Source organism: Janthinobacterium amylolyticum, from assembly GCF_051380655.1.
GTDB lineage: Bacteria > Pseudomonadota > Gammaproteobacteria > Burkholderiales > Burkholderiaceae_D > Janthinobacterium.
Map to the genome: position 1 here is coordinate 117,225 of NZ_JBNYXL010000004.1, position 12,504 is coordinate 129,728.

Annotated in this window: 10 protein-coding genes; 4 read left to right on the forward strand and 6 right to left on the reverse strand. The window is 64.3% G+C overall.

Annotation, left to right across the window (positions count from 1 at the left end; all coding sequences use genetic code 11):
- Window positions 1–91: 91 nt before the first annotated feature.
- The 3 genes from mmsB to ACQ4WR_RS09810 form a co-directional block, all read right to left on the reverse strand.
- Entirely contained in the window at window positions 92–982 is an 891-nt protein-coding gene (gene mmsB, locus ACQ4WR_RS09800; RefSeq protein ID WP_436486921.1) for a 3-hydroxyisobutyrate dehydrogenase, read from the reverse strand.
- Between the two features lie 10 nt (window positions 983–992).
- Window positions 993–2,507 (reverse strand): CoA-acylating methylmalonate-semialdehyde dehydrogenase, encoded by a 1,515-nt coding sequence (locus ACQ4WR_RS09805; protein ID WP_102294072.1) that lies wholly within the window; start codon window positions 2,505–2,507, stop codon window positions 993–995.
- 144 nt (window positions 2,508–2,651) lie between these two features.
- Window positions 2,652–3,866 (reverse strand): ABC transporter substrate-binding protein, encoded by a 1,215-nt coding sequence (locus ACQ4WR_RS09810; RefSeq protein WP_436486923.1) that lies wholly within the window; start codon window positions 3,864–3,866, stop codon window positions 2,652–2,654.
- A 123-nt stretch (window positions 3,867–3,989) separates the two neighbouring features.
- Here ACQ4WR_RS09810 and ACQ4WR_RS09815 point away from each other — a divergent pair, with 123 nt between their 5' ends.
- The 3 genes from ACQ4WR_RS09815 to ACQ4WR_RS09825 all read left to right on the forward strand — a co-directional run bounded on the left by ACQ4WR_RS09815 (window position 3,990) and on the right by ACQ4WR_RS09825 (window position 7,472).
- Window positions 3,990–4,907 (forward strand): LysR family transcriptional regulator, encoded by a 918-nt coding sequence (locus tag ACQ4WR_RS09815; protein WP_436486925.1) that lies wholly within the window; start codon window positions 3,990–3,992, stop codon window positions 4,905–4,907.
- A 54-nt stretch (window positions 4,908–4,961) separates the two neighbouring features.
- Complete coding sequence (locus tag ACQ4WR_RS09820; protein ID WP_436486927.1) at window positions 4,962–5,492, forward strand: isochorismatase family protein; 531 nt, start codon at window positions 4,962–4,964, stop codon at window positions 5,490–5,492.
- 108 nt (window positions 5,493–5,600) lie between these two features.
- Entirely contained in the window at window positions 5,601–7,472 is a 1,872-nt protein-coding gene (locus ACQ4WR_RS09825; protein WP_436486929.1) for a transthyretin-like family protein, read from the forward strand.
- Between the two features lie 6 nt (window positions 7,473–7,478).
- Here the strand turns inward: ACQ4WR_RS09825 and ACQ4WR_RS09830 are convergent, their stop codons facing one another.
- Both ACQ4WR_RS09830 and ACQ4WR_RS09835 read right to left on the reverse strand, forming a co-directional pair.
- A complete protein-coding gene (locus tag ACQ4WR_RS09830; protein ID WP_436486931.1) occupies window positions 7,479–8,642 on the reverse strand; it encodes an acetyltransferase domain-containing protein in 1,164 nt (387 codons plus the stop codon).
- A gap of 147 nt (window positions 8,643–8,789) precedes the next feature.
- A complete protein-coding gene (locus tag ACQ4WR_RS09835; RefSeq protein WP_436486933.1) occupies window positions 8,790–10,901 on the reverse strand; it encodes a TonB-dependent siderophore receptor in 2,112 nt (703 codons plus the stop codon).
- 207 nt (window positions 10,902–11,108) lie between these two features.
- Here ACQ4WR_RS09835 and ACQ4WR_RS09840 point away from each other — a divergent pair, with 207 nt between their 5' ends.
- Window positions 11,109–11,459, forward strand: coding sequence for a tetratricopeptide repeat protein (locus ACQ4WR_RS09840; RefSeq protein ID WP_436486935.1), 351 nt, complete (start codon window positions 11,109–11,111; stop codon window positions 11,457–11,459).
- A gap of 58 nt (window positions 11,460–11,517) precedes the next feature.
- Here the strand turns inward: ACQ4WR_RS09840 and blaTHIN are convergent, their stop codons facing one another.
- Complete coding sequence (gene blaTHIN, locus ACQ4WR_RS09845) at window positions 11,518–12,468, reverse strand: THIN family subclass B3 metallo-beta-lactamase (RefSeq protein WP_436486937.1); 951 nt, start codon at window positions 12,466–12,468, stop codon at window positions 11,518–11,520.
- Window positions 12,469–12,504 lie beyond the last annotated feature (36 nt).

The window sequence follows — 12,504 nt, forward strand, 5'->3', positions numbered from 1 at the left end:
GGCCGGCGATGCGTGCCGTGCTGGATCACAGCCGCGCTTCCCGGCCGCAAATCATCGCCGCTCGCTACGGTTTTGTCAGGTGTTCCACGCCTTATTCTTTCCCCAGCATCTGATAAATGCTGGAAAAATCCAGCGCCCCTGCCCCCGCCTTACTGTGCAAGCTGTATAAATTGCGCGACAGGGCGCCCAGCGGTACGCTCGCTCCGCTGGCCAGCGCGCTTTCCACGGCCAGGCCAAGGTCTTTCAGCATCAGGTCGACGCCAAAGCCGCCCGTGTAGCCGCGCGACGCGGGCACGTTCTCGGCCACGCCGGGGCACGGGTTGTACACTTCCAGGGTCCAGTTGCGGCCCGAGCTTTTTGCCATCACGTCCGACACCACTTGCGGGTCCAGGCCATTGGCCACGCCCAGGCGTATGGCTTCGCTGGTGCCGATCATCAGAATCCCCAGCAGCATGTTGTTGCAGATCTTGACCGTCTGGCCGCAGCCCGCGCCGCCCGCATGGAAAATGGCCTTGCCCATGACCTCCAGGTAGGGCCGCGCCGCCGCCAGCGCGGATGCTTCGCCGCCCACCATGAAGGTCAGGGTGCCGTTGGTGGCACCCGCCGTGCCGCCAGAGACGGGGGCGTCCAGCATGGGCATGCCCTTCTCCTGCGCCGCGCGGGCCACCTGGCGCGCCGCCTCGGTGGAAATCGTCGAGCAGTCGATCAACAGGGTGCCGGGCCGCGCCTGCGCCAGGATGCCCGTGTCTCCAAGGTACGCGCCGAGAACATGGCGGCTGGCCGGCAGCATGGTGATGACCATATCGGCGGCCTGGATCGCCGCCGCCTGGTCATCGGATACGAGGCCGCCGCCATCGGCGAACTGCCGCACGCTGGCAGGCAGCAGGTCAAAGCCCGTGACGGCGTGGCCGGCCCGCACCAGGTTCTGCGCCATGGGCAGCCCCATGTTGCCCAGGCCGATGAAAACGATGTTGGTGCCCATGGCCTCCCCCTTACTTCATCGAGATGGTGGTATTGACGCCGCTGCCGCCATCGTCCGGGGCGAACCAGCGCGCCGTGACAGTCTTGGTCTGGGTCCAGAAGTACAGCGCCTGCTTGCCGTTCGGGCCAAGGTCGCCCAGCTTCGAGGCGCGCGAACCCGTAAAGCTGAAATAGGCGACGGGCACGGGAATGGCCACGTTGATGCCCACCTGGCCCACGTCGATCTCGTTCTGGAACTTGCGCCCGGCCCAGCCGGACGAGGTGAAGATCGAGGTGCCATTGCCATTCGGATTGGCGTTGATGAAGGCGATGGCCTGGTCCAGCGTGTCCGTCTCGACCACGCACATGGCGGGACCGAATATTTCCTGCGTGTAGACGGAGTTCGACGCCTGCACCTTGGAGAAAATCGTCGGCCCCATGAAGTTGCCGCCCTCATAGCCTGCCACCTTGTGGCCACGGCCATCGAGCAGCAGCTGCGCGCCTTCGTCCACGCCCGCCTGGATCAGTTTTTCCGCACGCTGCATGGCCGCTTTCGAGACCATCGGACCCAGATCCGCCTCGCGGTCGCTGCCCGGCCCCACTTTCAGGGCCTGCGAGCGGGCGACGATTTCCGGCAGCCAGGAACGCGCCTCGCCCACCAGCACCACGACGGAATTGGCCATGCAGCGCTGGCCGGCCGCGCCGAAGGCGGCACCGATCAGGTTATTGATCGCCTGTTCCTTGTTGGCGTCGGCCAGCACCACGCAATGGTTTTTCGCGCCCATCATCGATTGCGCGCGCTTGCCCGATTCGCTGGCGCGGCGGTACACATGCGTGCCGACGTGCGTCGAACCGATGAAAGAGACGGCCTTGATGTCGGGATGGTCGCACAGCATGTTGACGACGTCGGCGCCGCCGTGCACGACGTTCAGCACGCCGGCCGGCAAGCCCGCCTGGTACATCAGTTCGACCAGGTACATCGACGAGGACGGGTCCTGCTCCGACGGTTTCAAGACAAACGTATTGCCGCAGGCGATGGCGATCGGGAACATGAAGCACGGCAGCATGACGGGAAAGTTGAAGGCCGTGATGCCGGCGCCCACGCCCAGCGGCTGGTAGATGTTGTAGACATCGACGCCGGTAGCCGCGTTTTCCGCGATTTCGCCCAGCTGCAGGGTGGCGATCGAGCACGCGTGCTCCACCACTTCCAGGCCGCGCATCACCTCCCCTTCCGCGTCGGGCAGGGTCTTGCCGTGCTCGCGCGTGATCAGTTCGGCCAGGGCACCGATGTTTTCGCGGATCAGGTGCTGGTACTTGAGCATGATGCGCATGCGCGCGGCCAGCGGCGTATTGCGCCAGGTCTTGAACGCTTCCTTGGCCGTGGCGACGGCCAGGTTGACTTCGTCCGGCGTGGAAAACGGCACCTTGGCGACGATTTCCTGCGTCGCTGGATTGATGACGTCACGCCATTCGCTGCTCGATGACGCGTGGTGCTTGCCGGCGATGTGCAGGGGGATGGCGGGGATTTGGGTGAGGGCTTGGTTCATGGTTGAGGCTCCGGGTGTGCGATGTTCATAGGACTCGACGGAGCAGCGGAGTACTGGGGTCAGACCCGCCGGGGGAATTTCCCCCAGTGGGGGAAATTCCAGTTCCGAAGGAACTGACCCCGGCTCTCTGCTGCTCAGCCACAATTATTTTTTAACGAGGTTGCAAGCCGCCGCATCCATCGGCTTGAACGCCTGGTCGGCGGGGATGGTCGACAGCACTTTCAGGTAGTCCCACGCGCCCTTCGATTCGGCCGGGGTTTTCACCTGCACCAGGTACATGTCGTGGATGACGCGGCCATCGGGGCGGATCGAGGCGTTGTTCATGACGGCATCCTTGATCGGCAGTTCGCGCATTTTCTGGGCGACGATTTTCGAATCGTCGCTCTTCGCCGCCGCCACCGATTTCAGGTAGTGGTAGACACTGGAATACACGCCCGCCTGCACCATGGTCGGCTTGGCGCCCTTGTTGAGCGCCTCGAAACGCTTGGCGAACGCGCGGCTGCGGTCGTCGTAATCCCAGTAAAAGCCGTCCGCGTAGACCAGGCCCTGGGCCGTGTCCAGCCCCAGCGCGTGCACGTCGGACAGAAACACCAGCAGGGCGGCCAGGCGCTGGTCCTTGCCGCTGCCGATGCGAAATTCGCGCGCCTGCTTGATGGCCGACACCGTGTCCGCGCCGCCGTTGGCCAGGCCGATCACCTGGGCTTTCGAGCCTTGCGCCTGCACCAGGAAGGACGAGAAATCCGAGGCGTTCAGCGGATGGCGCACGGCGCCCAGCACCGTGCCGCCATTGCGCTTGACGACGTCGCTGGCGTCTTTTTCCAGCGAGTGGCCGAACGCGTAATCAACGGTGACGAAGTACCAGGATTTCTGCCCCAGCTTGGTCAGCGCCGCGGCCGTGCCGGCCGCCTGCGAATACGTGTCGAACATCCAGTGGAAGCCGTTCGGCGAGCAGTCTTCATTGGTCAGGCGCCCCGTGGCAGGGCCGCTGAACATGGCGATGCCGCCCTTCTCTTTCATCAGCTTTTGCACGGACAGGGCTACCGAGGAATTGGTCAGGTCGGCGATGGCGTCGACCTTGTCGCGGTCTATCCATTCGCGCGCCTTGGAGGCGGCGATGTCGGCCTTGTTCAAGTGGTCGGCAGAGAGGATCTCGATCTTCATGCCCTTGCATTCGGCTTTTAAACAATCCTCGACGGCCATCTGGCTGGCAACGACGGAGCCGCGCCCGCCCATGGCCGAATACGGGCCGGACATGTCGGTCAGGATACCGACCTTGACGACGCCATCGGAAATCTGCGCCTGCGCGCCAAAGGACAGGGTGAGCGCCAGCGCGCCCATGGCCAGAACGGTCTTTTTCATGCAGTGTCTCCTGAGGGGTAAGGGTTTTTCTTATATGTTTATCTGCATTCTGCATGTGTAAAAATATGCACTCAAGTGAAATTAATGCATAATTCCTTTGCAAATATGCACAAGGAGAGGAAAGTGCTCGATTGGGACAATGTACGGGTCTTCCTGGAACTGACGCGCAGCGCCGGCCTCGTCGATGCGGCGAAAAAGCTGGGCATCGACCATTCCACCGTGTCGCGGCGCATGCGCAAGTTCGAGGAGCAGGTGGGCACGCAGCTGTTCGACCGCAATTACGTGGGCTACCAGCTGACGCCGGAAGGCCACCGCCTGATGGAATACGCGGAAAGCATGGAAAGCACGGTGTTCGCCGCCACCGAGGAGCTGGGCGAACACAACCGGCTGCTGTCGGGCCAGGTGCGTCTGGGCGCCACGGAAGGCTTTGGCGCCGTCGTGCTGGCGCCGCACCTGGCGCAGTTTTGCGGCCGCTATCCGCACATCAGCGTCGACCTGATCGCCGTGCCCCGCTTCGTCAGCCTGTCCAAGCGCGAAGCGGACGTGGCCATATCCATCGAGCGGCCGCTGTCCGGCCCGTATGTGGTGACGAAACTGTCCGACTACCGGCTGAAACTGTACGCCACGCCCGCCTACCTGGCGCGCCATGCACCGATCACGAGCCTGGCGCAACTGGCGCAGCACCCCATCATCGGCTATGTGGACGACCTGGTCTTCAGCGCCGAGCTGCGCTACATGGACAACGTGGCGCCCGATTCGCTGCGTGCGTTCCGCAGCACCAGCGTGATTGCCCAGTACCACGCGGCGCGCGCGGGCCAGGCGCTGGCGATCCTGCCCTGCTTCGTGGCCCAGCAGTCGAACGAACTGGTGCCCGTGCTCGATGGCGACATTGATCTCGTGCGCTCGTTCTGGATGATCTCGCCCAGCGAGCGGCGCAACATCGCCCGGGTCAGCGCCCTGTGGAATTACCTGCGCAGCGCCATCGAGCTGAATCACGCCTACCTGATGGGCGAGACGGCCACGCCCAGCTGGCCAGCTTGAGCCAACCGCGGCGCGCTACACTGTCGCCACCTACATACTAATAAGGAGAACGCCATGCTGATGGATGCGAACCAGGCCGTACTGGTCATTGTCGACCTGCAAGGCCGCCTGATGCCGGCCATCCACGACGCCGGCCTGGTCCTGGCACAGAACCTGCGCCTGGCCAGGATTGCTCGCCTGCTCGACGTGCCCGTGCTGGGCACGGAACAGAATCGCCAGGGGCTGGGACCGAACGTGGAAGAGATCGCCGCGCTGTGCGAACAGACCCTGCACAAGACGCATTTCGGCGCCTGTTTCGACGGCTTGCAGCAGATACTGCCCGCCGGGCGCAGACAGATCGTCGTCACCGGTTGCGAAGCGCATGTGTGCATGCTGCAGACAGCCATCGGCCTGCTGCAGCTCGGGTATGAAGTCATCATCGCCATCGACGCCGTCGGCTCGCGCCAGGCCGCCAGCCGCGACGCTGCCCTGGCACGGCTGGACAAGCTCGGTGCCCATCTGGTGACGGTGGAGATGCTGGCCTTCGAATGGCTGCGCGACTGCAAGCACCCACGTTTCCGCGAGGTACTGGCGCTGATCAAATAGCCGGCCCGCCTTTAATCCAGATCAAATACGTCCGTCAGTCTTTTGCTAGCTTGGTAACAGCGCCGCCATTCCGGGCGGTGCTGCTGTCCAATCATGCTGGAGACCACCATGGCTTATATCTTGCGGGGCAAGCTGTGCGGCTTGATCTGTGCCGAGTGTCCTGAACCGATGTCGCACGTCATCGTGCGCCTGTACCGGCCACGCGAGACGCAAAACGTCACGGCCCTGGCGGTGGCCAGCGCCAAGGAAACCTTTGCCATCCTGACCGACGAGGAAGTGCAGGCGAAGGCGCCCTTCCTGCTGGCCGAGGCGCGCACGGATGAGGACGGCAACTACAGCTATACCCTGGATGACAATTACCAGGGCGAAGCCGTCGAGGTGGACGTGCTGTGCCCGACCGTTCCCCATTTGAAGCCGGGGCCGAAAGATTCCGTGCCGCTGCAGTTCTCCATCACCACCATCCAGCCCCGCTGGCGCCAGGCCGGGAACGATTTCCTTGCCGTCTGGGACTATTGCCTGCCGCAGCGCTTCTGGTGCCTGGTGCGCGCCCGCTTCGGCGCCTGGACCATCTGCGGCCGCCTGCGCACCTGCGATGCGCCGCAAGCGCCGATCGCCGGCGCCACCGTGCGCGCGTTCGACGCCGACTGGCTGCAGGACGATGCGCTAGGTGTTGCGGTGACGGATGCCAGCGGGCGCTTCCGCATTGATTACCTGACGTCGGACTTCACCTTGACGCCTTTCTCTCCGTTCATCAACGTGGAGTTCGCCAGCGGCCCCGACGTATATTTCACGGCGCAGCTGGGCAGCGTGCCCATCCTGTCGGAAACCCAGGCCAACGGGCGCCAGCCGGGGCGCGAAAACGTGGGCCACTGTTTCTGCGTCGAACTGTGCTCGAAGGAAGTCTTGCCGCCCGACGTGGAAGGCGTGCCGCACTGGCAGCAGGTGGAAATCTTCGACATCCACCCGTTTCCGTCGCTGGCCGGCTTTTCCGCGCAAGGCTATGCGGGCGGCCCCGGCGCTTCCTATGTGTTCGCCGGCGGCGTCACCTTGAAGGGCAATTGTCCGCTGCGCAACAGCGCCATTCCTGCCCATCCGCTCGAATACCGCTTCCTCATCGGCGAATGGACCTGGCCCGGTGGCAGCGACGACCCGACGGCCATCCCCTCGGTCGCGCCCGCCAGCCTGGCGCCGCTGACGCAGCTCCTCGGTACGCACGTCGGCTATGTGTTTTACACGAACGGCCTGGGCCTGGGCGACTCGGCGCCCGTCATCATCGATACGGGCGATGTGAAACCGGGCGGCTGGATACGGGTCGATGGCAAGCCCGTCACGGTGGACATGCGCGACGGCACGACGGCGATCGTCAACGTGGCGCCCGGCATCTTCCTGCGCACCTTCGATTTGCTCACCGTCAACACGCCCGCCATCACCAGCCTGCATCCGGCCAAGCTGCCGGGCGGCTTGCCCATCCTCGATGCGGGCCGCAGCTTGAGCGCGGCCGAGAGCGAACCCATACGCCGCTACCGCCTGGGCTTTGAAGTACGCGATGGCACCAGCCTGGCGCTGCTAGCCACGGACGGGCTCGATTCCATCATCTTTGACAACTCTCCCGTCATCGTGGCGCTGGACCTGGAAGAGTTGCGCAGCAATGCCTGCAACCCCATCGCGGGCGGCCTCGTGCATATCCTGTACACGATCGACCATCCGCATCTGCGCTTTTTCAATATCACCATTTCCAACAACAGCGGCATCACGCACCCGCCGCCACCACTGCCGGCCGCCAGCTTCACGCCACCGCCGCCGCCCAGCAACTACCTGTTCCGCGGCGGCGCGGGCGGCCCTCACCTTTCAGGCAACAATGGCGGCTTCCCCGTCAACGTGGCGCTCGACCCGCCCTGCGCCTACCGGGTGGCCATCGGTTGGCAGACGCGCCATTACCTGGCGTCGCCGCATAGCATTGATCGCCTCTACTGCAAGTAGGCAAACTCAGAAGTAGCGCACCCAGGCCTGCTTCGATGTGCGCTTGTAGTTGGCAAACGCGCGGCATGGGTAGTACAGCACGGGCATCAGGGCCAGCGCGATCAGCCACACCTGCCAGACGTGCTCGACGCCATAACGGTCGCCATAGTTGGCACCCAGCACGGCCGTCACGGCGATGCGGATGGCCAGCAGCAGATACAGGTGCAGCAGATAATAAAACATGGGCGCGCCGCCAAAGGTGGCGCAAGCCCGCGTGAACCAGTTATCGACGTTTTCCAGCCAGGCCATGCCCAGCAGCCCCAGGCCCAGCGTGAACAGCAAAAAGTCCAGCGACGGCGGATACTTGGTGAAGTTCAGCACGCTCATGGCCGTGCGCACGGCCGTGTCGCCCGCCAGCCACGGCAAGGTTTCACCGTAGAGATTGAAGCCGCGCAGCACGGCCAGCAGCAGCAAGCCGCCGCCGCCCAGCGCCAGCAGCAAACGGCGGCGCTCCTCCGGCGAACGGCTGCGCGCATACAGGGGCCCGGCCACATAGCCGAGCACGATCACGCCTATCCATGGCAGCAGCGGATAACTGACCTTGATCTTCATGGCGCCGTCCGCCACCAGGTAACCGCGTTGCAGCAGCACTGTCAGCACGTAATACGCAAAGCTGCCCTCTTGCGCGCGCAGGTCGGTCAACAGATGCTGGCCGGCGATAATCGCCACGCCCAGCACGGCCAGCACTTTCAACGGCAACTTGTGCAGCACGGCCAGCGCCATCATGGCCAGGCCGATGACCCAGATCACCTGCAGATACAGGATCGCGGGCGTGAAGGTGCCCATCCAGGCGAAGTTGACGAAGACCAGTTCCAGCACCACCAGCAGCAAGCCACGCTTGAACAGAAAGCCGCTGGCACTGCGCGGACCGGCCGCCGGATGCGCATACAGCCAGGCTGACAGCCCCGTCAAAAAGACAAACATGGGCGCGCACACATGGGCTGCCAGGCGCGTGAAGAACAGGGCCGGATCGACATGGGCCGCATCCATGGGGTCGCCCACCTGGTGGTGCAGAAAGAACGTTTCGCGCACATGGTCGAACAGCATGATCAGCATGACGAGGCCGCGCATGACGTCGATGACGGCGATGCGGGTGCGCAGGATGGCGGGGGAAGTCAGGGAAGCAGTCATTTATTCATTTTAAATGTAAGAGTAAGAGTAGCGTGCGTACCCCAACGGCAGAAACCGGGGTCGGTTCCTTCGGAATCGGAATATGCCCCATTGGGGCATATTCCCCCGGCGGGTCCGACCCCGGCACTTGGCTGTTGGGTGATTAAATCAAAACCTGTAATGCGCATTCAAGGTCACCGTGCGCTCCGCTCCCGGCGCCACCCACAGCTGGCTGTAGGAACTCGCATAGTAGCTGCGATTGAACAGGTTTTCCACGTTCACGGCCAGGCGCAGTTTCGCATTCGGCGAGTAGGACGCCAGCAGCCTGGCCGTCGTGTAGGCCGGCAGGGTAAAGCTGCTGCTGGCGGCGACGTCGCCCTTGCGCTCGCCCACGTATTGCACGCCGCCGCCCACGCTGGCCGTGCCCGTGGCCAGCGCGAATTGCTGCGTGGCCAGCAGGTTGGCGCCGTGGCGCGGCACGTTGGCGAAGCGGCTGCCCGTGACGATCGTGTTATCGCCGCGCGTGACGGTGGCGTCCGTGTAGGCGTAGGCGCCCGAGACGCGCAGGCCGCGCGCCAGCTCGCCCGACACGTCCAGCTCCAGTCCACGGCTGCCCACCTCGCCCGCCGCGATGGCGAAATCCGTGTTGGCGGGATTGGTCGTCAGCACATTGCTCTTGCGGATGTCGTACACGGCCGCGGTGCCCGTCAGCTTGCCCGTGTCCAGCTTCGCGCCCAGTTCATACGCGCGGCTGCGCTCTGCCGGGAAGGCCTGGTTGTCGATGCTGATGCCGCTGTTGGGGCGAAAACCTTTCGCCGCGCTCGCATACAGCGACCAGGCTTTCGACGGCTGGTAGACGAGGCCCGCACGCGGGCTGGTGGCCGACAGCGACTGGCGGTTGCTCACGTGCAGGCGGTTATTCATCACGTCCTGCGTATAGCTATCGTGGCGCACGCCCACCAGCGCCTTCCACCGCGGCCCCAGGTCTACCTGGTCCTGCGCATACAGTCCCCGCGCCCTTTGTCCTTCCTGCGTATCGATGGACAGGGCCAGCGGAGCGGCCTGGCCGCCATACACGGGCGCATAAATGTCGATGGCATAGGCATTCGCGGCCGAGGGATTGCGGCGCAACTGCACCCGGTGGTCATCGAAGTGATAGGCGTCCACGCCCAGCAGCATCTCGTGCGCCAGCGCGCCCGTCCTGAACTTGCCCAGCACCTCCACGCGGGCGGAGACGTCGGTGGCCGAGAAATTGCGGTGGCGGCGCTGGCGGCGCAAGGTGCGGCCATCGGCCAGCAAGTTGTTCGCCTCCGTCGAATACCCCGTCAATTCGCTGTCGCGGTAGGAAGCGCCCGCCTGCAGCGTCCAGTCGTCGGACAGCGCATGGTGGAGGAACAGCTGCTGTCCCAGCGACTTGACCGTCATGGGACCATCGCCCGGTTCGCCCAGGAAGCGCGAGACGGGAACGACGCCGAGCTTGCCATTGACGGCGACGACGCCACGGTCGAACGGCGCGCGCTGTTGCACGGCCTCGATTTCATACGCTACGCTCGTGTGCTCGCCCACCAGCCAGATGAACGAGGGCGAGAACAGGCTGCGCTCGACTTTCACCGTGTCGCGGAAGCTGTGGCCCTCTTCGTGGGCGGCGTTCAGGCGGTAGGCGATGGTCTCGCTCAGCGGTCCCGTCAGGTCGGCGGCGGCGCGCCGCGCATGGAAGCTGCCGAGCGACACATCGGCGCTGTATTCAGGCGCGAACTTCGGCTTTTTCGTCGTGATGTTGACGGTGCCGCCCGGCTCGCCCCGACCATACAGGGCCGAGACCGGGCCTTTCAGCACTTCCACATTCTGCGTGTTGCCCGCGTCGCGCATGCCATTGTAGCCGCGGCTGGAACTGAAGCCGTTGACCATGTAGTCGGAACCGAAATTCGGGTCGCCCGTGAAGCCGCGCATGGCGTAGCTGTCCCACAGGCCGCCGAGCGGACTTTGCTTCGAGATGCCGCTGGCCAGGTCCAGCGCGCCGGCCAGGGTCGTCACGCCCGCGTCACGCAGCAGGTCGCCCGTCAGCACGCGCACGCTTTGCGGCAAATCCATCAGCAGCGCATCCGTCTTGGTGGCGCCCGTCGCCGACAGGCTGCGGTAATGCTGGCGCTCGGCCTTGACGGTGACGACATCGCGGGCCTCGCCAGCATCGTCAACGGCAACGGCGGGGTCGAAGGCCAGCGCCAGGGGACTGGCGGCGGCCAGCAAAAGCGCCACGGGGCGGCGTGAAAACACGGACATGGGATTCCTGACAAGGGCAAATCAATGCAATAAGCTTGCATTATAAATGATAATGCATTCTCATTAAAAGGCTTGTTGAAAAATACTCCGGCAATACCTGTGCCTTGGCCTGGCAATGCGCGACGCGTCCCCGCGCACGCCGCCTTGTTTCCCGACGACGCAGGGATTAATATGCAAGTATAGACTTGTATATTAATGGAGGCATGCATGCGTACACAACTGGAAAAACTGCTGGCGTCGGGCCGCGACAACGCCCTGCTGCGCTTTGGCCTGGGCGACGCCTGCCTGAAGGAAAATGATGCAGAGCAAGCCGCCGTCCACCTGACACAGGCTACCACGCAGCAGCCCGGCTATTCGGCCGCCTGGAAACTGCTGGGCAAGGCACTGCGGCAGCTGGGACGGCTGGAAGAAGCCGAAGCCGCCTGGACGGCGGGCGCGGCAGTGGCACAGAGGCAAGGCGACATGCAGGCCGCCAGGGAAATGGCGGTATTTCTGAAGCGCCTGCAAAAAGCCCGGGCAGGCCAGGCCATGCAGCCCGCAGCCATGCCCGGAACGTAGCGCCTGGTGCAGCGCGCCTGATGCAGCCAGCTTAGGCAGCCAGCTTGGTGCAGTCGGCTTAGTGCGCGTGCTCGGCAGCCGGGGCCGCCGCAGGCAGGGCCACGCCGCGCTCCTTCGCCAGCCGTTTCGTCAGCATGGCGTCCGCCGTGGCCGCATAGGCGCGGCAGGCGTTCGCATCGATGAAGGGATTGTGTTCGCCGCTGCGCTTGGCCGCCTTGTCCAGCACGCCCGTCGAATCGGGATGCACGGAAAGAATGATGTCGCACGGCAGGGCTGCCACCTTGGCAATGCTGGCGGCAAACGAGGCCGAGATATCGGGTCCGCCCCCTTTGCCCGTGTACGTAAAGTCGCCGCTGGAATACGGATTCAGGCTGTCGGCATACACCACGTCCAGGCAGCGCTGCCCTTCGCACGAGGTCCAGGTCCAGGTGGTGGCGCCTGGCGTGTGGCCTGGCGTCATGTGCGCCGTCAGGTTCAACGGCCCCAGCTTGATGGCATCGCCCTCGCCCACCACCTTGACCTTCTCCACCTTTGCCACATGCACGACAGGCTTGGCCTGGAATTGCGGATCATCCTTGCCGTTGGTGCCGCTTTGCAATCCCAGGGCGCCCGAGGCACTGGCCACCACGGTGGCGCCGCTGGCGCGCTGCAGCGCGGCGATGCCGCCCGCGTGATCCCAATGCGCGTGGGAATTGAGGATGAATTTCACATCCTCGATGCGGAAACCCAGCGCCGCGATGTTCGCGATGATCAGTGGCGCCGATTGCGGCAGCGCGCCGTCGAGCAGGATGTGGCCTTGCGGGCTGGTCACCAGCACGGCGGACAAGCCGGCCGTGCCCACATACCAGGTATTGCCAAATACATTGAACGGCTTGACTTCCCCGTTCCACGCCTTGCAGCTGTCGCAATCGACAGGGGTATCCGGCTTGGGCGCCGGTGTTTTTGCCTGCACGGTAGCCGCCGACATGGTCGCAACCGTCGCCAGCATCAACTTCGCCAATAGTGTCATCTTCATCTCCAGAGTGTAAAAAAAGGCGGCCGCGGC

Coding starts and splice junctions, on each gene's coding strand:
- mmsB (WP_436486921.1), bottom strand. CDS start 982: ATGGGCACCAACATCGTTTTCATCGGCCTGGGCAACATGGGGCTGCCC.
- ACQ4WR_RS09805 (WP_102294072.1), bottom strand. CDS start 2,507: ATGAACCAAGCCCTCACCCAAATCCCCGCCATCCCCCTGCACATCGCC.
- ACQ4WR_RS09810 (WP_436486923.1), bottom strand. CDS start 3,866: ATGAAAAAGACCGTTCTGGCCATGGGCGCGCTGGCGCTCACCCTGTCC.
- ACQ4WR_RS09820 (WP_436486927.1), top strand. CDS start 4,962: ATGCTGATGGATGCGAACCAGGCCGTACTGGTCATTGTCGACCTGCAA.
- ACQ4WR_RS09825 (WP_436486929.1), top strand. CDS start 5,601: ATGGCTTATATCTTGCGGGGCAAGCTGTGCGGCTTGATCTGTGCCGAG.
- ACQ4WR_RS09830 (WP_436486931.1), bottom strand. CDS start 8,642: ATGACTGCTTCCCTGACTTCCCCCGCCATCCTGCGCACCCGCATCGCC.
- ACQ4WR_RS09835 (WP_436486933.1), bottom strand. CDS start 10,901: ATGTCCGTGTTTTCACGCCGCCCCGTGGCGCTTTTGCTGGCCGCCGCC.
- ACQ4WR_RS09840 (WP_436486935.1), top strand. CDS start 11,109: ATGCGTACACAACTGGAAAAACTGCTGGCGTCGGGCCGCGACAACGCC.
- blaTHIN (WP_436486937.1), bottom strand. CDS start 12,468: ATGACACTATTGGCGAAGTTGATGCTGGCGACGGTTGCGACCATGTCG.